The organism is Paenibacillus sp. sg306046, from assembly GCF_059821225.1.
In genome coordinates, this window is the sequence record NZ_JCAMRT010000008.1 from 137,607 (window position 1) to 158,136 (window position 20,530).

Consider the following 20,530-nt stretch of genomic DNA (forward strand, 5'->3'; position numbering starts at 1 on the left):
GGAGGGATGTTCGTGAAGGAAATACCGGTGCCGTTTGTGCGCGCCAATCAGGTTGGCATCGTGCTGTTTGTAGCGGCGGCGATTTTGCTGCGTCAACCGGCGCTGATTGCTGCGCTTTGGGCGGTGCAGAGCATTACGTTATGGCGCGGTCTGCAAGTCAATTTGTTTGTCCAGCTGGCGGCCCCTTGGCTGAAAAAGCGGGTAGCCGGAGCCATGACCGAATCACGCGAGCTGCAGCGATTCAACAATGCGATTGCTGTGGGCCTGCTGACCTTGTCCATGCTGGCGGTTGCGCTGGATCGTGATGGCTGGATCGGCTATGTGCTGGCCGGGCTGGTCGGATTGGCCGCGTTAGCGGCCATCATGGGTTATTGCGTCGGCTGCGTGCTGTATTACCAATGGAAGCGGCTGTTCCGCTAGACGAAAGCGCGGGCTGCAGGACAGCCCCTTCGGCATGATTAGAAAAGCTGGCTTTATTGTGAACCCGGCGCTTATGTATCATTTATCATAGTCATGGTGCGCGAACTGCTGTACAGTAGCATAGTATGAATTCTGGCATCGGCAGAAGGATTATGTACTCGGCAGGGGGAAGCCCTGCATGCTGGAGGCTCAGGTTACCTATGCATACGAATACGTACACCCATGTCAAAGTTGTTACAGCCGATCCGAGCGCACTCGGGTTATTCGGTCTGGCTATCGTTACGCTGGTTGCTTCCTCGCAAAAGCTCGGGTTGACCGAAGGGCTCGGCCTGGTCATCCCTTGGGCCGTCTTTCTGGGCGCGTGCGCCCAACTGTTCGCCTCCATTCAGGATGCGAAGCATAATAATACGTTTGGCATGACCGCGTTTGGCGCGTATGCCTTTTTCTGGCTTGCGATGGCAGGCGGCTGGCTGATCAAGCTGGGGGTGTTTGGCCCGGAGCTGGCCGGGGCAGTGGACGGCAAGCAGCTTGGCTTTGCTTTTGCCGGTTATTTGATCTTTACGCTGTTTATGACCGTCGGGGCGATGGAAACGCATAAAGTGCTGTTTTCGATTTTTGTTCTGATCGACCTGCTGTTTCTGGGCTTGACCTTTGATGCCTTCGGGATCGCGCCGAAGCTGTTCCATACGCTGGCGGCGATCGCGGAGCTGGCCATTGGGCTGCTTTCGCTCTACGCAGCGGGGGCTGCGGTGCTCAATACCCATTTCGGCAAAGCTGTGTTGCCGGTTGGCCGGCCTTTTGGCGTATTTAAGCCTCGCGCTTAGGACAAGCAGTCGGCCGGAAGCTTCTTCCTTGCCGCTGCCAACTGGCGGCTGGCCTTTATTTCAACGCATACAGCTGATCCATTTAAACCGTCTTGCGCGCCGATCCGCGTCAAGACGGTTTTTCCATGTGTATCCCCGCATGGCAGGGGACGCCAAGATGACTGATTCATCGAATCAGCCAAGGGAGCAGCAGCGGTACGGTGGCGAGTTAATTGGACAGCACGTAGAAGTAAACGGACACGAAGTGGCACATACTGCCGAGGAGCACAAACAGATGCCAGACCGCGTGATGGTAAAACAGCTTCTTCCATAAATAAAAGACGGTGCCGAGCGTGTACAGGACGCCTCCCGCAATCAGCCAGGCGATGCCCGGTTGCGGAAGATGCTGCTGGAGCGGCTGAAAGGCAACCAGGATCATCCAGCCCATCGCGATATAAAAGAGGGTGGACAGCACGTTGAAGCGGCCGATAAACAGCAGCTTTAACAGGATGCCCGCCAACGCAAGCCCCCAGACGATACCGAACAAGCTCCAGCCGAGCGCGCCCCGGATCGTGACAAGCAGAAACGGTGTGTACGTTCCCGCAATGAGCACATAAATCGCGGCATGATCCATAATCTCGAAGATGCGAATAAGGCGGGGCCGGCGCGCGCTGTGCAGCAGGGTGGAGCATACATAAAGCAGCAGCAGCGACGTTCCGAAGATGGCAAAGCTGACCACATGCCAGACGGTGCCGTGGAGGGCCGAGCGGACAACAAGCAGCACAAGGGCGACAAGACTTAGCACTGCACCGATGCCATGACTGATCGCATTGGCGCGTTCTTGCTTCAATAAGGCGGCGTTCACAGCGGTCCACATCCTTTCCTTACCAGTATACCTTGTCTGCCTCCCAATAACCAATGTTCAATTCTTAAAAGCCGGGATACGGAAACAGGTGCCGGGTGGCGTCTCCAGCGCCCTCATGCCCCGGAGCAGCCAGCGATCCGGCGTGTCGCGGATACCGGCGATGTCCAGGCTGAACTCGCCGTTGGGCAGGTCGGCAGCTTGCAGCTCCAGCAATTGGCCGTCGACGTGGAGCTGCTGAATGGTAAGCGGCTGTACATGAAGCGGCTTGGCGCGCAAGCCCGCTCGCGCTTGCCGCCCGCCGAGCAGACTTGCCGCTTTCGCCGCCACAGCCGCAGCGACAGTCACCGCTGGCGGCCGAGCAGCAGACCGCTGCTCCTCCGCCCAATTGGCGGAAGCAACGGGAAGCGGGGCAGAGGCTTCCGATTGCGCGCCAACTGCATACACGGCGCTGCGGGCGGACGCTTCATCAATGCGCTTGCTGAACGCCAGACGCAGCCGGTCGGGCGCAAGCCGGACGGCATGGACGGGCACGGGCGGCTCGTCATACATCCAGCGGCCGATGCTGTATTCGTAAGCGGTCCAGAACGAGTAACCAAGCCGCTGCGCTTCATCGGCAAACCGGCTCATCCAGGCCGAGCTGCGCCGCATGCGCCGCAATGAGCCGATATCCGTCTGCACGCCAAGCGGCAGCTTCGGGAAGGCGGCGCGAATCGGAGCGGCAAAGACGTCATAGCGCCGCACATAGTCGGCAGGAAGGCGGAGGCGCATCCAGTCCGGCCAGTGCGTCTGCAGCACGTGGGTGTCCGGCTGTACGAGCCGGATCAGCGCCGGCGCGTCGAGCCCCTGCAGCTCGCGGACAGCGGCCGCGGGGTCCGCGCCTGCATCGACGGCGACCGACCAGGTCGCCACGCGAAGCTCCGGGCGCGCGTCTCTGACGCCTCCGGCGCCGTTAATCAGCTCATGGACGAACCGGTTAACCGCGTCCACCCGGCACTCAACCCACAGCGCATAACGCGCGGTGTCTTTTTTGTAATAGCGCGGCGAACTGCTTTGGCGAAATTCCGGCAGCTGCCCGCCGCCGAAGGAGCGGAAGGCCGCTTGCGCCTGCGGGCCGATATCTCCGTATACGCCTGTGGCGAGGCCGTTCCATTCCGGGAAGTAGCATTCGGCCACCTCGATTCCCGTGAATGGAAGCGAACGGACGAGTTGGGCCATCGCCGCCTTCTTCCAGGCCGTATACCCCGGATGAAACAGGGACAGCCGCAGGTAGCCGTCATGAACCGGCTTGAGCAGCTCCATCTGCCAACGCTCCCAGCCTGCCGGAAGCGGGGCCGCGGTATAAGCGCCATTGCCAAGCACCATCGCCCATACCGCCAGACCTTGCTCCCTGAGCGCATGAACGAGCGGGCCGTTCACCCGCGTCTCGTCGGTGACGAAATAACGGACAGCGCTGTAGCCTGCCTGGGCAAGCTCGGCGGCGATACTGGCTGGGCTGCGGTCCGTATAATAAGCGAACGTAGGGTCAATCTGAATGGTTGCTTCCGTACGCTGAGAAGCTGGCATAGGCTGCCTCCTTTATGAAAATCGTAATCATTACTCAAAATTGACTTTCTGGACGCACGGGCATACAATTTGAAGAAAAACAAAGAGGGGATAAGACATCATGCATTCACACCCGACACAAGCTGTATCACAAATCCTTGCCCAATCTGCGTCCAAGGGCGCTGCGTCTCCAACGCCGCATGCGGTCCCTGTGCATATATTAAGCGGCTTTCTCGGCAGTGGCAAGACAACGCTGCTGACGCGGGCGCTCGATTATTACAAGCTGAGCGGCCGGACGCCTGCGGTGCTGATGAACGAACTGGGCGAAGTCAACCTCGACGGCATGCTGCTTGGAGCGGACGTGCCGATGACCGAGATGCTCGGAGGCTGCATTTGCTGCACTGTGCGCGGCGATCTTGGCATGGAGCTGAAGCAGCTGATTGACGAGCATCAGCCTGATGTGATTTTCGTCGAATCGACGGGAGCCGCCAATCCGCTGGAAATGCTTGACGGTGTAACAGATGCCTCCTTGCTGACGCATGTGAAGCTGGCGTCCGTTATCACGGTTGTCGATGCCGCCCAATTCGCCGAAAAATCGGTGTCGCCGCGCTCCCGGACGTATCGGCTGATGGCCGATCAGATCCGCTGTGCAACGCTGCTGCTGCTGAATAAAACCGATCTCGTGCCGCCGACGGAATGGCCGGGGCTGGAAGCGAAAATCCGCGAGCTAAACCCTCATGCTCCGATGCAGCTGACGATCCGCAGTGAAATCGACTTTACGTGGTTTGACACTCTGGACAAGGGCTCCGTGCCGCGGGCGGAAGTGAAGCCGTCGCCCGCGTCCTGCTCCTGCGCCGCTCACAGCGCGCCGGAGGGCGAGCGCAGCGACCCGTCCGACAGCACGGCGCACTATAGCGCCCACAAGCACGAGCAGGACGCCTCCTGCGCCGTTCATGGACATGGATCTGGATCGCCTCACCCGCACAGCGCGCCGCATGAGTCGCATGAGCACGTGATGGCGTACACGCATTATTTCCGGGGCCCGGTGGACAGCGAGCAATTTGAGGCGCTGATCGGCCGGCTGCCTGCTGACATATTCCGGGCGAAGGGTATTTTGCGATTTACCGATACGGCCAGCCTGTTTATGTTTCAATATGCGTACCGCGAGCTGGATTTTCTGAAAATTACGCCGAAAACCGAGGTGCCGAATGTAGCGGTGTTTATCGGCGAGCACTTTGATAAATCCGGGCTTGCCGCCGAACTGACTGCGCTGGAGGAAGCGGCAGAGGCGGCGGTTGAGTTGTCCGGAGCGGCTGCGACCAAACCGGAGCTGCGCTAAGCTTCACGTTTCTCGCCTGCTGTGATCGCGCTCCGGGAAGACCGGGAAGGCTGCAGCGCCTTGACGGACCGCGTCCCGTTCAGGCATTATTAGAAGAGAGGCGGTAACGATAGCTTAGAGAAGAGGCGGTAAACAGTAACAATTAACTATATACATTTTTTAACATATCTCTAATTATGATATAGGAGAACAACATGTATTCTACTAGGTAAATTTGCTAAGCTGATAGGTGTCGCGCCTAAGACGTTGCGCTTAGGGCATGAGTCAGGGAAGTTTGTTCCTGCACTTACGAAGGATAATGGATACCGCTACTACACGGATGAAGACCTACATACGTAAGCCGACCGTTGATCGGGAACGCATGACAATCGGTTACTGCCGTGTATCCAGTCACAAGCGATTCAGATGGTGACTGTGTATAGTTGTCGCTTGCAAGGCAAACGCGCAAACCAAGCTAAGAAGAGGATGAAGGAGTTGATGGCTGATGATCCTGGCGACGAAAGTTAGGATCAAGCCTACACCAGATCAGGAACGGCAGCTCTGGAAGTCGGCGGGGATTGCGCGTTGGGCCTACAATTGGACATTGGCACGACAAGAAGAAAATCACAAAACGGGCGGAACGTTTATTTCGGACGGCGTGCTTCGCAAGGAACTCACAAAGCTCAAACAATCCGATGAGCTGAAATGGCTGTTTGACGTATCGAACAACATCACCAAACAGGCCATTAAGGATGCCTGTGACGCGTACAAGAAGCTTTTTAAGGGTTTGGCAGCCAAACCACGTTTCAAAAGCAGGAAAAAGTCAAAGCCAGCGTTCTACCACGATACGGACAAACTGAAAGTGAACGGCGATATGGTTCGGATTGAAAAAGTCGGGTGGGTGAAGACAACAGAGCGTTTGCCTGTTTCAGCCAAGTACACGAACCCCCGGATCAGCTTTGACGGAAAGTATTGGTACATGTCTGTGGGAGTTGATCAGGAACCATCCGTAGACAACCTGACGGATGAGAAAATTGGAATTGACGTTGGGATTAAGGAATTGGCTGTGTTGTCCACTGGGAATCGAGTGAAGAACATCAACAAGACAACGACAGTTAAGAAAGCCGAGAAGCGATTGCGTAGGTTGCAACGCCGCGTTTCTCGTAAATACGAAATGAACAAGGAGGGAAACCGTTTTGTCAAAACAAGCAACATTGTGAAGCTTGAACAATCGATTCGTTTGCTGCATCGGAGATTGACGAACCTGCGAACCAACCACCTTCATCAGGAAACAAGCGCGATCGCGAAAACCAAGCCGAGCGCCGTTGTCATGGAGACTCTGAATGTCAAAGGTATGATGAAGAACGCACACGTGTCCAAAGCGATTGCCCAACAGAAACTCGGTGAGTTCAAACGCCAGATGCAATACAAATGCGAGAAATACGGGATACGCTTTGTTGAAGCAGATCGGTGGTTTCCGTCATCGAAGCTTTGCTCAAGCTGCGGACAGATGAAATCAGACCTGAAACTTTCAGACCGTACCTATGAGTGTGAATGTGGACTGAGCATAGACCGCGATCTAAACGCGGCTATCAACCTTTCAAAATTAGCGTAACCGCACAACCAAGCAAACGCTAATGTGTAGGAGTCGTTGCATCCGAATTTACGCCTGCGGAGTGTTACACCAAATGCGAGTAGCTTCGGCAAAAGCAGACACGACGAAACAGGAAGCAAACAACAGATTGGGTAGAGGTTTACGATCTTTTGGCAACGGTCGCTATGGATACACACGAGCATAAGCATGGACATGGACACGAAGAGGGTCACCGCCACGATCACAGTCATCAGTATGACCGCCCCGATGATCACAGCCATGAGCATGATCACGGGCAGGATGTGCAGGAGCTGATCCGTGAAATTATCGCCGCGATGTCTGCCAAGGGCTGGCGGATTACAGATCAGCGCAAAAGCTTGGCGGCGCTGTTCGCCGAATCAACGGGGTATTTGTCCCCGAAGGATGTCTATGAGTATATGCGGATGTCCTACCCGGGCGTCAGCTTTGATACGGTGTACCGCAATTTGCGCCTGCTTAGCGAGATGGGCGTGCTGGAGCAAATTTATTTGAATGACGGGTTGAAATTCCGCGCCCGCTGCCGGTCTCACCACCACCATCACCTGATCTGTCTGAGCTGTGAGAAGACGATCCCCTTCGAATTTTGTCCGATGAAGCATATGTCTACGGTGCCTCAGGATTTCCGGATCGTCAATCACCGGTTCGATATTCTCGGATACTGTGAAGCGTGCAGCCCAGCCGGAACGGCGGGAGCTGTGGAAGCGGACTGAGGTTCGTACAGACAGTCGGGCGTTCGGTTCGGGATCGTCTATGAATGATTTTAAGAGCTGGAGCTGATGGAGGTGATGATTGTCAAACTGCCGAGAGACCAGAAAGAGCAGCTCATTGCGCGTGTGCAAGCTTATTTTCTGCAGGAGCGGGACGAGGAAATCGGCGAGCTGGCTGCCGAGCTTTGTTTGGATTATATGATTCGGGAGCTTGGCCCTGTCCTCTACAACCAGGCGTTGGCCGATGCAGCCAAGCTGGTCAGCGAACGAATGGTGTCGCTGGAGGAGGATTTGCACGCGCTGGAGAAGCGGCCGCCTGCCGCCAGATAACCTGTTTCGGTTTGTTTGTACGCTTAACCTGTATGTACCGCTTTGGCGGCGCATGCAGGTTTTTTTGTTCGTTGTCCGCAATTGTTTCCAAAAAACGATTGACAGGACGAAATCAGCGATGCTAATATACCAATAACAAAGTAAGTTTATCGGAATTATAAGATAGTTACCGGACGACCGGAACGCTTATCCGTTGTACTTATGAGAGTGATGTAAAAGGGGAGAGAGAATCTTATGTCAACTGTACAACCTAGCGTATTTCGGTCTTTCGGTAAATGGTCCTTATATGGCGCACTTGTCTTATCGCTTGCAGGCTTGACGGCTTGCGGCGGCGGAACGAAGCAGGGAGCTGCGGGCGGGGCTGCTGCGCCGGCCGACGCATCGAAGACAGCGACAGCGGCCAAGCCGGCTGTAGAGCTGCTGAACGTCAGCTATGATCCGACACGTGAATTGTACGTGAGCTATAATAAAGCATTTGCAGCCTACTGGAAAAATAAAACCGGCCAGGACGTCACAATCAAGCAATCTCATGGCGGCTCCGGCAAGCAGGGACGCTCGGTCATTGACGGTCTGGCGGCCGATGTGACGACGCTGGCGCTCGCTTACGATATTGATGCGATCAAGGATGCCGGCTATATCAATGAAGGCTGGCAAAGCAAGCTGAAGGATAACAGCACCCCGTACACCTCGACGATTGTGTTTCTTGTCAAAAAGGGCAATCCGAAGGGGATCAAGGACTGGGACGATCTGATCAAGCCGGGCGTTCAAGTGATTACGCCGAACCCGAAAACGTCGGGCGGCGCCCGCTGGAACTACTTGGCAGCCTGGGGTTATTCCTACCAGAAGAACAACAAGGATGAGGCCAAGGTGCTGGAATTCATGCAGAAGCTGTTCAAAAATGTGCCGGTGCTTGATTCCGGCGCGCGTGATGCGACCAACACCTTTGTTCAAAAAGGAATTGGCGACGTGCTGCTGGCTTGGGAAAATGAAGCCTACTTGTCCATCAACGAGTTTGGCAAGGACAAATTTGATATCGTAACCCCGTCGATCAGCGTGCTGGCGGAGCCGCCGGTGGCAATCGTTGACAAGGTCGTCGACAAAAAGGGCACGCGTGAGGTTGCGCAGGCGTATCTGGAATATTTGTACTCGGAGGAAGGCCAGGAAATCGCTGCGAAAAACTACTACCGTCCGCGTCTCGAAGCGGTGGCGAAAAAATATGAAAACCAGTTTGCCAAGGTCAATCTGTTTACAATTAACGATGAGCCGTTCGGCGGCTGGACCAAAGCACAGAAGACCCACTTCAGCGATGGAGGAACCTTCGACAAGATTTACAAACCATAACTTGGGGAGAGACCGCCGGTATGCGTAAAGCTTGGAAGGAGCGCAGTATTTTACCCGGATTCGGGCTGTCGATGGGGTTTACTGTTTTGTACTTGAGCCTGATCGTGCTGTTCCCGCTATCCGCTATTTTTATCACCACGTCCGGCATGGGCTGGACTGCTTTCTGGACGACGGTGTCGGATGAACGTGTGATCGCTTCGCTGAAAATCAGCTTCGGCACCGCGTTCGCCGCCGCCCTCGTTAACGCCGTGTTTGGCTTTATCGTAGCCTGGGTGCTGGTCCGCTATACGTTTCCGGGCAAAAAGGTTGTCGACGCGCTGGTGGATTTGCCGTTTGCGCTGCCGACAGCCGTCGCCGGGATCGCGTTGACGACGATTTATTCCCAGAACGGCTGGGTCGGCAAGCTGCTGGAGCCGTACGGCATCAAAATTGTGTTTACGCCACTTGGCATTACACTAGCCTTAACGTTTATCGGCATTCCGTTTGTCGTACGCACGCTGCAGCCCGTGATTGAGGAACTGGAGAAAGATGTGGAGGAAGCGGCGGTAAGCCTCGGAGCGAACCGCTGGCGCACCTTCCGCAGCATTATTTTCCCGGCGCTGCTGCCCGCGCTGCTGACTGGCTTCACACTGGCCTTTGCCCGCGGGGTAGGCGAATACGGCTCAGTCGTCTTTATTGCCGGGAATATGCCGATGAAAACGGAGATCGCACCGCTGCTGATCATGACGAAGCTGGAGCAGTACAATTACGCTGGAGCAACGGCAATTGCGCTGGTCATGCTGCTGATCTCCTTCATGACGCTGTTGATTATCAATCTGATCCAATGGCGGGTCAACCGCCGCTTTACGGCCGTGTAGGTCAGAAGGAGGAGCTTTCATGGCCGGTTATGTAACGGCAACACCGAAGGCGGGATTGCGACGTACCGATCGCCCCCGCCATATTACCGAAGCGCCGGTGATCAAATTTTTGCTGATCGGCATCGCCCTGCTGTTCCTTGGCTTGCTGCTGGTGCTGCCGCTGATCAGCGTATTCGCAGAGGCGTTCCGCAAAGGCTGGGAAGTGTACACAGCCGCACTGACCGAGCCGGACGCGGCGGCGGCGATCCGCTTGACCTTGCAGGTGGCGGCCATCGCCGTGCCGCTGAATCTGATCTTCGGCCTTACGGCAGCCTGGGCGATTGCCAAGTTCCGCTTCAAGGGCAAGCAGCTGCTGCTGACGCTGATTGATTTGCCATTTGCCGTGTCGCCGGTCATCGCCGGGTTGATTTTCGTCCTGCTGTTTGGCGCGAAGGGCTGGTTTGGCCCGTTTTTGCAGGAGCATGACATTAAAATTTTGTTCGCTTTGCCGGGCATGGTGCTCGCGACGATTTTCGTCACGTTCCCGTTTGTGGCCCGCGAGCTGATTCCGCTGATGCAGGCACAGGGCACGCAGGAGGAAGAGGCGGCGGTGACGCTGGGCGCGAAAGGCTGGCTCGTGTTCTGGAAGGTGACGATCCCGAATATCAAATGGGGGCTGCTGTACGGCATCATCCTGTGTAATGCGCGAGCTATGGGCGAATTCGGAGCGGTTTCCGTCGTCTCCGGCCATATCCGGGGCGAAACAAATACGATGCCGCTGCACATTCAAATCTTGTATAATGAATATAATTTTGCCGGCTCCTTTGCGATTGCTTCCTTGCTGGTGCTGCTGGCGGTTGTGACACTGCTGGTCAAATCGGCTGTCGAATGGAAGCATCAGCGCGAGCTGAGCCGGGAAGGGGTATAACGCCTATGCATATCGTTGCCAAACACTTGACGAAAAGCTTTGGCAGCTTCCAAGCGACCAAAGACGTCAGCTTCGAGATTGAAAAAGGCAAGCTGATCGGCCTGCTCGGGCCGAGCGGCGGCGGCAAAACGACCATTTTGCGCATGCTGGCCGGGCTCGAGGAGCCGGATTCCGGCGATATCCTGTTCTACGGCCAGCGGGTCAATGATCAGCCGCCGCAGGCACGGGGCATCGGCTTCGTATTTCAGAACTACGCGTTGTTCCGCCATATGACCGTGTACGATAACATCGCCTTCGGGCTGACCGTACAGAAACGCAGCCGCGCCCAGATCCGCGAGCGGGTACAGGAGCTGATCGAGCTGACGGGACTGAAGGGGATGGAGAAGCGGCTGCCGCACCAGCTGTCGGGCGGTCAGCGCCAGCGGGTCGCCTTTGCCCGCGCGATTGCTCCGGAGCCGCAGCTGCTGCTGCTGGATGAGCCGTTTGCGGCGATTGATGCTAAGGTGCGCAAGGAGCTGCGTACGTGGCTCAAGGATATGATCGACCGCGTCGGCATTACGACGATTTTCGTGACGCATGACCAGGAGGAAGCCGTTGAGGTGGCTGACCAGATTATGATTATTCATGACGGTCAGCTGGAGCAGCAGGGGACGCCGATAGCGATTTACAAGCAGCCGCGGACGCCGTTTGTAGCGAGCTTTATCGGGGAGTCGAACCCGGTTGCGGACGTTTCCCGGCTGCGGGGCTTCGATGCGGAGCGGCTGCCGGGGGCGAAGGCGATGATCCGGCCGGAATTTATCGAGATTGGCCGCTCAGGCGAAATTGCCTTCCCGTCGGCCGCCGAATCAGGCGTCGTCAAGCAGGTGTATTTCCGCGGCATCCACTGGCAGATTGAAGTCGAAGTGCCCGGCGGGCTGCTGTTCGCTTATCGCTCGGTTGAATTGCCTGAGCTGCATCCGGGCGACGCCGTGTCGGTCTTGATTCACCGGTTGTATTTATTTAACGGCAGCGAGCAGCTGATGCTGGAAAACGGACTGAAAAACGATCCGCTGCCGGTTCACATCTAATTTTAGCAAAGAGGGGTTTGCGATGGAGCATCACATTACCATACAAAGCGGCGGCCTGGATCTTGCGGCTACCTTACACTACCCGGCATTCGGCGATAAGGGCGGCGAGTGCCGCGCCAACGAGCGGCTGCCCATCGTCATTATCGCCCACGGCTTTATCGGCAGCCGGATCGGCGTGGACCGTCTGTTTGTCCTGACGGCGCGGGAGCTGGCCCGGCACGGCTATATGGTGCTGCGCTTTGATTACGGCGGCTGCGGCGAAAGCTCCGGCGACTATGGCGACGGAGGGCTGGACTCGCTGATCAACCAGACGCGCAGCGTCATTGATTATGCGCTCGGGATCGACTGCGTCGATGCGCAGCGGGTGATTTTGCTCGGCCATAGCCTGGGCGGAGCTGTAGCCCTGCTGACCGCCGCTCGCGATAAACGGGTGAAGTCACTGGTGATGTGGTCTTCGGTCGCGTACCCCTTCAACGATATTGTACAGATTACGGGCAAGCAGACCTATGAGCAAGCGGTTCGAATCGGCGCAGCGGATTATCTCGGCTACTCGCTCAAGCCGGTCTTTTTCGAAAGCCTTGCACGGCATCAGCCGTTTGAGCAGCTGCGCAAATTCAGCGGCGATGTGCTGCTCATACACGGTACCTCGGATGAGGTCATACCGGTCGATTATTGCTTCCTGTACCAGAAGCTGTTCTGGATGCGCAGTCAGGGACAATGCGACAAGGAAGTTATTTTCCAGGCGGATCATACGTATTCCGGCGGTTTGGCCAAGGAGCAGGTCATCAGCAAAACACGCGACTGGCTGCTTGTGCAGGATAAGCGCAAGCAGGAATGGAATGACTGGACCATTTAATCAGCCCTAAACCAACAGAGAGGTGAGCGATATGGCCAAACCACTTGATGTGGATGATCTATGGACGAAACGCATTATTCAGAGCGTCAATGGGCTGGAATACGGCAGTGTGCAAATTGTGGTGCATGACGGCCGGATCGTCCAGATCGAGCGTACAGAACGGAAGCGCTTCGAAGCGGCGGAGTCCACGGCCAGACGGGCCGCGGCTGAAGCGAAATCGCAGGCCCATCCATAGCTCCGGGCAACGGTCTTTCCTTTAGTGGGAAAGGCCGTTTTTTGCGTGTATAATAGAAGGCTCAGGCATCTCGGAGCGAAAGCTGGAAGTATGCAAAGATGAAGAGGGAGAGGAGATGGAACGTATGCGCAAGCAAGCCTTGCTCAAGCCTGTCGCGATCAGCTGTCTGCTCGGTGCGGCGCTCATGCTGACGTCCTGCAGCAGCTCGTCGTCTGGGAGCGGGACAAGCCCGGCCCCGACCCCGGTCGCGACGGTACCTATCAACAATGTGGAGCAAATCAAGAAAAACGGTAAATTGCTCGTCGGCACAAGCGCTGATTACCCGGCGTATGAGTTCCATAAGGAAGTTGATAAAAAAGATACGATTGTCGGCTTCGATATCGAAATCGCCAAGTCGATTGCCAAGGAGCTGGGCGTGGCGCTGGAGCTCAAAGAGATGAAATTTGACGGGCTGCTGGAGGCATTGGAGACCGGCAGCGTGGACATGGTCATCTCCGCCATGAAGCCGACCGCCGAGCGGAAAAACCGGGCAGCCTTCAGCGACGTGTATTATACAGCCGTGCAGACGGTGCTAATTCGCGCTGAGGACAAGGATAAGTACACGACGATCGACAGCCTGAAGGCGAAAAAAGTCGGCGCGCCCAAAGGCGCAGTTCAGGAGTCGGTCGTGAAGGAGCAGCTGCCGAAATCAGAGCTGAAGTCGATGGGCAAAACCTCCGAGCTGGTTCAGGAGCTGCGGAGCAAAAAAATTGAAGCGCTGGTGCTGGAGCAGCCGGTTGCGGCTGCGTATATAAGCAAGCATAAGGAGCTGACCTTGGCCGAAGTCAAGCTGCTGGCTGAAGATACAGGCTCAGCGATCGCGGTTCATAAGCAAAATCCCGAGCTGGTTGCGGCGATCAACAAAACGTTGGACGAGCTGATCGCCGATAAAGCCATCGAGAAGTTTGTGGCGGAGGCCAACGAGCTGCTGGAGAAAAAATAAGCTTGCCTTTCTTATAGCGATTGTCCTAATCCGGTTGCAGCGCGGCTTGCCCGATGCTTTGACGAAACTGCTCTTTGATCTGCCGGAGCAGCTCAGGCGAAGCCGCAGCCTCGCAAGCGGTCAGCGCGAGCGCCTTTGCGCCAAGCAGCATTCCCTCGAAGGCGCGGGGCTGGCGGGCGAGATCGCGAAACTCAGGCGTATGCAGTAAATGCTTTTCGTCGATGACCTTGACAAACGGATGGATAGCCGGACAGTGGCGAGACACATTGCCCAGATCAAGTGAGCCGTGATCCTTGCCGACTTGAATATCCGCTTCCGGGACGCCCAGCGCCACCAGCTGCCGGGTGAACGTCTCGGACAATGCCTCGTTCGTCATCAGCTCATCATAGGAGTATTCATAATTCGACCAGCTCACCGTACAGCCCGTTTGCAGCGCGGCTCCTTCCGCACAGCGGATCAGCCTGCGGGCCAACTCGTCTGTGTACGGGCGGTCAGCGGACCGCACATAAAATTGGGCGACCGTATGGTCAGGAATAATGTTCGGCGCCTGTCCGCCTTCCTTGATAATGCCGTGTACCCGGGCGTCGCTGCGCAGCTGCTGCCTGAGCAGGCCAACGGATTGAAACAGCAGCAGCAGCGCATCGAGCGCGTTGACGCCTTCATGCGGAGCAGCGGCGGCATGCGCCGATCTGCCTGTATAGGTAAACTGCAGCGCATCCATCGCCAGCGACTGTCCGGAACGCTCGTAGGCGTAGTAGGGGTGGGCCATCAGCGCCAGATCGACGTCGTCAAATAACCCTGCCGCTGCCATCGTTACTTTGGCGCCTTTTGTTTCTTCGGCGGGCGTGCCGTAGACGCGGATCGTACCGCCGAGCTGCTCGACGACACTTTGGTAGCCGACGGCAGCGGCCAGTCCCATCGCGGCGATCAGATGGTGGCCGCAGGCGTGCCCCAGCTCTGGCAGTGCGTCGTATTCGCACAGGAAGGCGACGGTAGGGCCAGGCTTGGCGGCGGTGTAGGTCGCCAGAAACGCCGTAGGAATGTGCAGCACGGGCGAAATGACCTCGAAGCCGTGACGAGCGAGAGCTTCCTTCAACCGGGCGGAGGCCAAAAATTCCTCATGGCCCAGCTCCGGATGGTCCGCGATAAAGGCGGCCAGCTCGGTAAATTCAGCCGCATGCCGGTCGATCTGCGAGAGGATGATCGTTGAATATGTAAGCATCAGGGTGTAGCCTCCTGTCGGGTGTTGAATGTCCGGTCGAACGATCGGACGAATAAACGAATCGTAGTGAACGAAGAAGCATTACGTTCAGTATAGAGCTTGTGCGCGGCGGGGGCAATGCAAGCGAGGTCAGCCGCCGCAAGCGCATACAAAAGACCCGCCGGATCATGATCCGGCGGGTTCGCTGCGATTCATTTATTGCAAATCTTTCCGACGGTCAATAAACCGCTCCTCCAGCTGACGTTTGATTTTGTGCATCGCATCAACCTCAAGCTGATGGTTCTGCGGGAATCGGACGCCAGTCAGGGCAAGGGCTTCGTTCCAGGTCAGTTCGACGGAAATCGTTTTCTCCTGCGGGGCTTGCTGTTCTTCATAAGACATGGTGCATCGCTCCTTTAAGCATAGTAGTGAGGGTGCATCAATGAGTAGGTCTATATGGAGTGAAGAAACATCATGTAAGGTATAAACCTTGATATTCCTCGTTTTTAATATAACACATCGTGTTAACTTTATCAAGTCCGGGTGTAAAAAAGAGGCGGATTCCGAATCGCCTCCGCTACTCGATTCGTTGGTTCATTTTGATTCTTTGAATCGTCAGGACGAGGCAATCAATTCGCTGGCTAAGCTCGACGACCTGGGGATCTACGAAACTGCCCTGCTGTTCAACCAGCAGGTAAAGCTGGATTTGCATGCTTTCCAAACATCGCTTCAATTCGACCTCTTCCATCTTACCTTACCCAACTCCCACCCGATAAGTTGTCCGTACCTCGGACTATTATAATATGGATGGCTTGTAAAGTTTGTAGTTCGTTGTCGAAACGTTCAGTAATATTTTCTGACATATTTAAGCAAAATTCGTATAGATCCATCGTCATTGCGGTATATTACTGGCGGAAGCGGAGGTGAGTCAAACGATGAGTGAAATGGATCGTCAAGACGGTAATTCGCCGAACTTTAAGGAAAACAAGTTTGTGCAGGAGGAAAAGCCCGCCCGAGCCGCTAAGGCTGCCAAACGCCCGGCGAGCTTGAACGGTGTTCCGAAGGAAAACAACCCGCAATAGCTGTCTGTTTTCGTCAGTCTGCCGTGGAAGGAGAAGCCCGTGCACCTCGTGTACCGGGTTTCTTGGCGCGGCAATTGGGCCGGGAATGGTCCGCAGGTGGTATTAATCAGGAAAAACATGCTATAGTTAGAGAAAGGCCGATCCGGGCACGATTCGGATGAGAACGGATTCAGGCCGTTCGTATAAAGGAGAAATCGTCGGCAATGATCATCGTACGCAATTTATCGAAGACGTATCCGCCTGACCAACGGGTGCTCCAGCGACTTAGCTTTCAGGCCGATGAGGGCGAGCTTGTCGCGCTGATCGGCGCCAGCGGCAGCGGCAAAACGACGTTGTTCCGCTGTCTGATGCTCAAGGAGAAGTGGGATGAGGGGCAATTTATTTACGAAGGCAAGGAAATTACAGGCATCGGCGGCTGGGAGAAGCTGAAGCTGCGCAAGCAGTGGGCGTACCTCGAAGAGAAGCCGCAATTTAACCCTAAAAAATCCGCGTTGAAAAACGTCCTGGGCGCGCTGCTGTTTAAAAAATCGTGGTGGCGGTTCCTGACTAATTCCGTCTCGCAGGACGACCATATGGAAGCGATGGATTATCTTGACCGGGTAGGGCTGCTGGATAAGGCGCATGAGCCGATTGAAAAGCTGAGCGGGGGCGAGAAGCAGCGGGTTGCCTTGTGCCGCGCACTGATCAAGGGCGCACGGGTGATCTATGCGGATGAGCCGGTTTCCGGGCTTGATCCGGAGGCGGCCAGCCTTGTACTGCAGGACTTGCAGGCGATCTGCCGGAAGGAGAAGCTGCTTGTTTTCTGCAGCTTGCATCAGATCGAGCTTGCGGAGAAGTACGGCTCGCGCATCTGGGGATTGGCCGACGGCAAGTTTGTCGTCGACATCGCCGGTCGGCGGCTGACCCAGCGGGAGAAGGATCTAATTTTTTAAGACAAAGCAAGGCCGGGACGACGTCAGATAATGACGGTCCCGGCCTTGCTTGCTGTTGCGGGGCGGCATTCAGAGCTTCGCCGGGCTAGAGCGATGCCCGTGCAGCTACATGCTCCGCGATCCAGCGGCCGTGCAGCCGCCCGGTTTCGATGAACACTTCATTCGCGTTCCGTCCGGAAGCGGCGACACCTGCGATGTACACGCCGGGGACGGTCGTTTCCATCGTGTCGGGGTTATACAAGGGCACCTCGTCGTCGTCCTTGAAGGCCGCTCCGAGCGAACGCAGCAGGCTGCGGTCCGGCCGGAATCCAGTCAGCGCGAGCACAAAATCATTGCCTATTTTCTCGATCACATCCCCCGAAGAGAGGGTCACGCACGCCGGATCAATCGCGACGACCCGCGAGTTGAATTTCATCTGGATGCTTCCCTTGTTGACCAGACTTTCGAAGGTGGGCCGCACCCAGGGCTTGATAACCGGCGAATACGTTTCGCCCCGGTACACAACGGTGACGTCCGCACCTGCCCGGTGCAGCTCCAGCGCGGCATCTACAGCCGAGTTGCTGCCGCCGATGACGGCGACCCGCGTTCCGGTGTACGGATGAGCTTCGCGGAAGTAATGGCTGACCTTGGGCAGCCCCTCGCCGGGAATGCCCAGCAGGTTCGGATGGTCGAAGTAACCGGTAGCGACGACCACACACGCGGCAGCAACCCGGCTTGAATGACCGTTGCGGTCCGTCACATCCAGCTCGTAATGGCCGTCTGGCATCCGGCGAATTTCCGTGACCCGATGATACGGCTTGATCCGCAGGTTGCGGCGGGCAGCTACGGTGCGGTAATAAGTCAGAGCTTCCAGCCTGTAAGGCTTGTCATTGGGCGTGGAAAACGGATGATCTCCAATTTCGAGCAGCTCCGGCGTGCTGAAAAATTGCATGTACGTAGGATACAAATAAATCGAGTGCACAACATTTTCTTTCTCGATAAGAAGGGGCTCGATCCCGACACGCTGCAGCTCCAAGGCGGCTGACAGCCCGCAGGGTCCGGCCCCGATAATGACAACTTTCTCCCGTTCCAACCGGATTCACCTCGCTGTTGCAGTTCTACGGTTGCATGGACGCGGAGGTCCATACTTTCCCATAGTAACCGATCCGCAGATGCAGCGCCAGTCCACCGTCCAGCTTGGCGGCGATGCAAACGCAGAAGCTGCGCTTCGGACAGAGGCGCGCCGCTTTCAGCGGATCAGCTCCAGACATCCGCGGGCAAGGTGCGGGAAGGACGGTCGAAGCGAAACACGGCGGCATCCGGGTGTGCGCCCTCGGTTACGAGCCCGACGATGATGCGGGAAGCAATTGCGCTGTAGATGGTGCCGTTGCCGCCATAGACGAGGGCGAAGTAGCGGTGCGGAAAGCCGTCCTGCTCGCCGATCAGCGGCAGGCCGTCATGGGTGCTGCCGAAGGTTGCGGCCCAGCTGTAGTCGATTTTAACACCTGCCAGAGCAGGAAACAGCTTGACTGTTTCCGCCATCAGCCGCTTCCCTTTCTCCGCCAGCTGCCGATCCCGTTCCGCAGGCTCCACGCCCCGAATATCCAGGCCGCCCGCCACTACCCGATTGTCGGCTGTTCGCCGCATATACAGATACGGTCTTGCTGTTTCCCACACGAGGCATCGGTCCGGCCAGCCGGGAATGTCTTTGCCGGCTACAGGCTCGGTTGCGATCGCGAAGGTGCTGGTCAGCACTGCGTTCTTATTTGCCTTCAGCTCCTGGGACTCATAACCCATCGTCAGCACCGCTTTGCGCGCCCGGATTGTTCGCCCGTCTGTCGTCACAAAGGAGATCCCGTCAGCGTCCGCCTTATGATGGCGCACTTCCGTTTGCTCGTAGACGCGCAGCCCGCGCCGGTGGCCGGTCCGGGTCAGAGAGCGGGCGTAGGCAAACGGGTTGAGCTCGGCATCGTCCCTGCTCAGGATCGCCCCCGCCTTCTCAAAGGAAAACCGCGCGCGAATGTCGGCAGGCTGCAAGTAGCTGACCGGAAAGCCGTAATTCGACAGCGTGGCGAATTCCTCCTGCAGCTTGGGGACGTCCTGCGGCTCCGAAGCGAAGTACAAGCTGTCCCTGCGATAAAAGTCAGGAAACGCATCAAGCTCGGCGGCTACGGCCTCCAGGTCGTTCAGCGCCGTCCGGCACATCCGGTAAAAGGCGACGCCCGTTGGCTCGCCGAAAGTATGGATGCAGGAGGTCAGCGTTTTGTCATTGCTGAACTGGAGCAGGCCGGTGTTCGCCGATGTGCTGCCGAAGCCGATGCGGCGTTTATCCACAAGCACTGTGTCCACGCCCGCTTTCTGCAGCGCATAGGCGCAGGAGGCGCCGGTAACCCCGCCGCCAACCACGAGACAATCGCACGTGATGTCCTCTTCCAGCTTCGGATAGACCGTTTCCCGGTCGAACGGGGTATCGAACCAGTACAGCTGCCCGGATGTAAGCTTCATACCCTAAGACTCCTTTGTCATATCGAACAACGTTTAGTATGGAGGGAACGCCTCCTTTTCATTCCTGAGCAGGGTATAGGCTCCTGCGGGGTTGGGGTACCCTAAGCACGGGCCGGGCCGATGCTGCTTGCGGCATGGGCTGAGCCTGTCTGTTTACAACTTGGGAAACGGGAAATCAAGAACAATCCGGGAAGGAGAGAAAATCCATGTATATGCAGCCGCTCACCTCGAAAGAGCTGGAGTATATCGCCGATTCCATGTCCAACGAAGACTTGCTGATCAAACAAACCGCCGCAACAGCGGCCAGCGTGCAGCTGCCTGCTGCCAGCCAGCTTTGCACAGAGATGGTGTCGATCCACCGTAAGCATTATGACCTGCTGCTGCAATGCCTGCATCAGCATCAGGCCGCAGCGCCAACGCAGCCTCAATAACTAGCAAAGCCCAGGAAAGGATGAGCAAATTGAACTTCAATGTGAACGGAACTGTTAACTCGGCCCAGTCGGCGAACGCCAACTCATTTATGCCGGATGGCGACCTGCTGTACACGATTTTGGCCGATCTGAAGCGCACATGCCGCGAATATACGACGGCGGCGACGGAAGCGAATTGTCCGACTGTCCGTCAACTGTTCACGCATCTGATGAATGAGACGCTGCAGCTTCAAGGGCGTATGTTCCAGTTGATGCAGCAGCATAATCTGTACAATGTTTCTTCCTCGGCGCTGCGCCAGGATATCGACAAGCAGCTCCGGGAATATGTACAGACGGCGCAGGAAACCGCTCAGTTTGTGCAAAGCAAATCGCAGTCAGCCGGAGGCAGCTTCCAGCCTGCGATGGGCATGGGCTACAGCCATGGACAGGCGCCTGTACAGACGAGCTACAATTAGCCGGTTGGATTCGCAGATGGCAGCAGGCTGAGCTTTGACCCGAATGCAGCCGCCGGACACAGCCGGACCGATCCATGAGACC

At 56.6% G+C, this 20,530-nt stretch carries 25 protein-coding genes and 1 pseudogene; 19 read left to right on the plus strand and 7 right to left on the minus strand.

Annotated elements, in window-relative coordinates:
* Window positions 1–12: 12 nt before the first annotated feature.
* Both AC6ROY_RS10590 and AC6ROY_RS10595 read left to right on the plus strand, forming a co-directional pair.
* Window positions 13–420 carry a DUF4395 domain-containing protein gene (locus AC6ROY_RS10590; protein ID WP_500100321.1) on the plus strand — a complete coding sequence of 136 codons (408 nt, stop codon included), beginning with the start codon at window positions 13–15 and terminating at the stop codon, window positions 418–420.
* 200 nt (window positions 421–620) lie between these two features.
* Window positions 621–1,244, plus strand: coding sequence for an acetate uptake transporter (locus tag AC6ROY_RS10595; protein WP_500100323.1), 624 nt, complete (start codon window positions 621–623; stop codon window positions 1,242–1,244).
* Between the two features lie 208 nt (window positions 1,245–1,452).
* Here AC6ROY_RS10595 and trhA read toward each other — a convergent pair whose 3' ends face one another.
* A complete protein-coding gene (gene trhA, locus AC6ROY_RS10600) occupies window positions 1,453–2,088 on the minus strand; it encodes a PAQR family membrane homeostasis protein TrhA (protein ID WP_500100325.1) in 636 nt (211 codons plus the stop codon).
* Between the two features lie 57 nt (window positions 2,089–2,145).
* Window positions 2,146–3,651: an N-acyl-D-glucosamine 2-epimerase gene (locus AC6ROY_RS10605; RefSeq protein ID WP_500100326.1), complete on the minus strand. Its 1,506-nt coding sequence runs from the start codon at window positions 3,649–3,651 to the stop codon at window positions 2,146–2,148.
* 100 nt (window positions 3,652–3,751) lie between these two features.
* On the opposite strand from AC6ROY_RS10605, the gene AC6ROY_RS10610 reads away from it, so the two are divergent.
* From AC6ROY_RS10610 to AC6ROY_RS10670, 13 genes and pseudogenes are all read left to right on the plus strand, one after another.
* Window positions 3,752–4,969 (plus strand): CobW family GTP-binding protein, encoded by a 1,218-nt coding sequence (locus AC6ROY_RS10610; RefSeq protein WP_500100327.1) that lies wholly within the window; start codon window positions 3,752–3,754, stop codon window positions 4,967–4,969.
* Window positions 4,970–5,167: 198 nt separating this feature from the next.
* Window positions 5,168–5,308 (plus strand): MerR family transcriptional regulator, encoded by a 141-nt coding sequence (locus AC6ROY_RS10615; RefSeq protein ID WP_500100433.1) that lies wholly within the window; start codon window positions 5,168–5,170, stop codon window positions 5,306–5,308.
* A gap of 60 nt (window positions 5,309–5,368) precedes the next feature.
* Window positions 5,369–5,476, plus strand: a pseudogene (locus AC6ROY_RS10620) (IS607 family transposase); the annotation flags it as partial.
* The gene (locus AC6ROY_RS10625; RefSeq protein ID WP_500100329.1) at window positions 5,454–6,563 is read left to right on the plus strand and encodes an RNA-guided endonuclease InsQ/TnpB family protein; all 1,110 of its coding nucleotides are present in this window, start codon (window positions 5,454–5,456) and stop codon (window positions 6,561–6,563) included. The pseudogene AC6ROY_RS10620 and the gene AC6ROY_RS10625, both read left to right, overlap by 23 nt.
* A 314-nt stretch (window positions 6,564–6,877) precedes the next feature.
* Window positions 6,878–7,291, plus strand: coding sequence for a Fur family transcriptional regulator (locus AC6ROY_RS10630; protein ID WP_500100435.1), 414 nt, complete (start codon window positions 6,878–6,880; stop codon window positions 7,289–7,291).
* 75 nt (window positions 7,292–7,366) lie between these two features.
* On the plus strand, window positions 7,367–7,618 hold the full coding sequence (locus tag AC6ROY_RS10635; RefSeq protein ID WP_500100437.1) for a DUF2164 domain-containing protein: 252 nt from the start codon (window positions 7,367–7,369) through the stop codon (window positions 7,616–7,618).
* A 234-nt stretch (window positions 7,619–7,852) separates the two neighbouring features.
* Window positions 7,853–8,959 (plus strand): sulfate ABC transporter substrate-binding protein, encoded by a 1,107-nt coding sequence (locus AC6ROY_RS10640; protein ID WP_500100330.1) that lies wholly within the window; start codon window positions 7,853–7,855, stop codon window positions 8,957–8,959.
* A gap of 20 nt (window positions 8,960–8,979) precedes the next feature.
* Window positions 8,980–9,816, plus strand: coding sequence for a sulfate ABC transporter permease subunit CysT (cysT, locus tag AC6ROY_RS10645; protein ID WP_500100332.1), 837 nt, complete (start codon window positions 8,980–8,982; stop codon window positions 9,814–9,816).
* Window positions 9,817–9,835: 19 nt separating this feature from the next.
* Window positions 9,836–10,723: a sulfate ABC transporter permease subunit CysW gene (gene cysW, locus AC6ROY_RS10650; protein WP_500100333.1), complete on the plus strand. Its 888-nt coding sequence runs from the start codon at window positions 9,836–9,838 to the stop codon at window positions 10,721–10,723.
* A 5-nt stretch (window positions 10,724–10,728) separates the two neighbouring features.
* Complete coding sequence (locus tag AC6ROY_RS10655; protein WP_500100334.1) at window positions 10,729–11,790, plus strand: ABC transporter ATP-binding protein; 1,062 nt, start codon at window positions 10,729–10,731, stop codon at window positions 11,788–11,790.
* Between the two features lie 22 nt (window positions 11,791–11,812).
* Entirely contained in the window at window positions 11,813–12,646 is an 834-nt protein-coding gene (locus AC6ROY_RS10660) for an alpha/beta hydrolase (protein ID WP_500100335.1), read from the plus strand.
* Between the two features lie 31 nt (window positions 12,647–12,677).
* Window positions 12,678–12,881: a YezD family protein gene (locus AC6ROY_RS10665; protein WP_500100336.1), complete on the plus strand. Its 204-nt coding sequence runs from the start codon at window positions 12,678–12,680 to the stop codon at window positions 12,879–12,881.
* A 124-nt stretch (window positions 12,882–13,005) separates the two neighbouring features.
* A complete protein-coding gene (locus tag AC6ROY_RS10670; protein WP_500100338.1) occupies window positions 13,006–13,863 on the plus strand; it encodes a transporter substrate-binding domain-containing protein in 858 nt (285 codons plus the stop codon).
* A 25-nt stretch (window positions 13,864–13,888) separates the two neighbouring features.
* Here the strand turns inward: AC6ROY_RS10670 and AC6ROY_RS10675 are convergent, their stop codons facing one another.
* The 3 genes from AC6ROY_RS10675 to AC6ROY_RS10685 form a co-directional block, all read right to left on the minus strand.
* Entirely contained in the window at window positions 13,889–15,085 is a 1,197-nt protein-coding gene (locus tag AC6ROY_RS10675; RefSeq protein WP_500100340.1) for a M20 family metallopeptidase, read from the minus strand.
* Window positions 15,086–15,280: 195 nt separating this feature from the next.
* A complete protein-coding gene (locus tag AC6ROY_RS10680; protein ID WP_500100342.1) occupies window positions 15,281–15,466 on the minus strand; it encodes a hypothetical protein in 186 nt (61 codons plus the stop codon).
* 175 nt (window positions 15,467–15,641) lie between these two features.
* The gene (locus tag AC6ROY_RS10685; RefSeq protein WP_500100344.1) at window positions 15,642–15,812 is read right to left on the minus strand and encodes a Spo0E family sporulation regulatory protein-aspartic acid phosphatase; all 171 of its coding nucleotides are present in this window, start codon (window positions 15,810–15,812) and stop codon (window positions 15,642–15,644) included.
* A 187-nt stretch (window positions 15,813–15,999) separates the two neighbouring features.
* On the opposite strand from AC6ROY_RS10685, the gene AC6ROY_RS10690 reads away from it, so the two are divergent.
* Both AC6ROY_RS10690 and AC6ROY_RS10695 read left to right on the plus strand, forming a co-directional pair.
* Complete coding sequence (locus tag AC6ROY_RS10690; RefSeq protein ID WP_500100345.1) at window positions 16,000–16,146, plus strand: hypothetical protein; 147 nt, start codon at window positions 16,000–16,002, stop codon at window positions 16,144–16,146.
* 203 nt (window positions 16,147–16,349) lie between these two features.
* Entirely contained in the window at window positions 16,350–17,078 is a 729-nt protein-coding gene (locus AC6ROY_RS10695; protein WP_500100347.1) for a phosphonate ABC transporter ATP-binding protein, read from the plus strand.
* Between the two features lie 85 nt (window positions 17,079–17,163).
* Here the strand turns inward: AC6ROY_RS10695 and AC6ROY_RS10700 are convergent, their stop codons facing one another.
* Window positions 17,164–18,150 carry a YpdA family putative bacillithiol disulfide reductase gene (locus tag AC6ROY_RS10700; protein ID WP_500100348.1) on the minus strand — a complete coding sequence of 329 codons (987 nt, stop codon included), beginning with the start codon at window positions 18,148–18,150 and terminating at the stop codon, window positions 17,164–17,166.
* Between the two features lie 164 nt (window positions 18,151–18,314).
* Window positions 18,315–19,562: an NAD(P)/FAD-dependent oxidoreductase gene (locus AC6ROY_RS10705; RefSeq protein ID WP_500100350.1), complete on the minus strand. Its 1,248-nt coding sequence runs from the start codon at window positions 19,560–19,562 to the stop codon at window positions 18,315–18,317.
* 206 nt (window positions 19,563–19,768) lie between these two features.
* Between AC6ROY_RS10705 and AC6ROY_RS10710 the strand changes: the two genes are divergently transcribed.
* Both AC6ROY_RS10710 and AC6ROY_RS10715 read left to right on the plus strand, forming a co-directional pair.
* Entirely contained in the window at window positions 19,769–19,993 is a 225-nt protein-coding gene (locus AC6ROY_RS10710) for a hypothetical protein (protein ID WP_500100352.1), read from the plus strand.
* 29 nt (window positions 19,994–20,022) lie between these two features.
* Complete coding sequence (locus AC6ROY_RS10715; protein ID WP_500100353.1) at window positions 20,023–20,448, plus strand: spore coat protein; 426 nt, start codon at window positions 20,023–20,025, stop codon at window positions 20,446–20,448.
* Window positions 20,449–20,530 lie beyond the last annotated feature (82 nt).

Bases quoted from the DNA above. Each gene is read 5' to 3' on its own strand.
- AC6ROY_RS10595 (WP_500100323.1), top strand. From the start codon at position 621: ATGCATACGAATACGTACACCCATGTCAAAGTTGTTACAGCCGATCCG.
- AC6ROY_RS10605 (WP_500100326.1), bottom strand. From the start codon at position 3,651: ATGCCAGCTTCTCAGCGTACGGAAGCAACCATTCAGATTGACCCTACG.
- AC6ROY_RS10610 (WP_500100327.1), top strand. From the start codon at position 3,752: ATGCATTCACACCCGACACAAGCTGTATCACAAATCCTTGCCCAATCT.
- AC6ROY_RS10625 (WP_500100329.1), top strand. From the start codon at position 5,454: ATGATCCTGGCGACGAAAGTTAGGATCAAGCCTACACCAGATCAGGAA.
- AC6ROY_RS10630 (WP_500100435.1), top strand. From the start codon at position 6,878: ATGTCTGCCAAGGGCTGGCGGATTACAGATCAGCGCAAAAGCTTGGCG.
- AC6ROY_RS10635 (WP_500100437.1), top strand. From the start codon at position 7,367: ATGATTGTCAAACTGCCGAGAGACCAGAAAGAGCAGCTCATTGCGCGT.
- AC6ROY_RS10640 (WP_500100330.1), top strand. From the start codon at position 7,853: ATGTCAACTGTACAACCTAGCGTATTTCGGTCTTTCGGTAAATGGTCC.
- cysT (WP_500100332.1), top strand. From the start codon at position 8,980: ATGCGTAAAGCTTGGAAGGAGCGCAGTATTTTACCCGGATTCGGGCTG.
- cysW (WP_500100333.1), top strand. From the start codon at position 9,836: ATGGCCGGTTATGTAACGGCAACACCGAAGGCGGGATTGCGACGTACC.
- AC6ROY_RS10655 (WP_500100334.1), top strand. From the start codon at position 10,729: ATGCATATCGTTGCCAAACACTTGACGAAAAGCTTTGGCAGCTTCCAA.
- AC6ROY_RS10660 (WP_500100335.1), top strand. From the start codon at position 11,813: ATGGAGCATCACATTACCATACAAAGCGGCGGCCTGGATCTTGCGGCT.
- AC6ROY_RS10665 (WP_500100336.1), top strand. From the start codon at position 12,678: ATGGCCAAACCACTTGATGTGGATGATCTATGGACGAAACGCATTATT.
- AC6ROY_RS10670 (WP_500100338.1), top strand. From the start codon at position 13,006: ATGCGCAAGCAAGCCTTGCTCAAGCCTGTCGCGATCAGCTGTCTGCTC.
- AC6ROY_RS10675 (WP_500100340.1), bottom strand. From the start codon at position 15,085: ATGCTTACATATTCAACGATCATCCTCTCGCAGATCGACCGGCATGCG.
- AC6ROY_RS10680 (WP_500100342.1), bottom strand. From the start codon at position 15,466: ATGTCTTATGAAGAACAGCAAGCCCCGCAGGAGAAAACGATTTCCGTC.
- AC6ROY_RS10685 (WP_500100344.1), bottom strand. From the start codon at position 15,812: ATGGAAGAGGTCGAATTGAAGCGATGTTTGGAAAGCATGCAAATCCAG.
- AC6ROY_RS10690 (WP_500100345.1), top strand. From the start codon at position 16,000: ATGAGTGAAATGGATCGTCAAGACGGTAATTCGCCGAACTTTAAGGAA.
- AC6ROY_RS10695 (WP_500100347.1), top strand. From the start codon at position 16,350: ATGATCATCGTACGCAATTTATCGAAGACGTATCCGCCTGACCAACGG.
- AC6ROY_RS10705 (WP_500100350.1), bottom strand. From the start codon at position 19,562: ATGAAGCTTACATCCGGGCAGCTGTACTGGTTCGATACCCCGTTCGAC.
- AC6ROY_RS10710 (WP_500100352.1), top strand. From the start codon at position 19,769: ATGTATATGCAGCCGCTCACCTCGAAAGAGCTGGAGTATATCGCCGAT.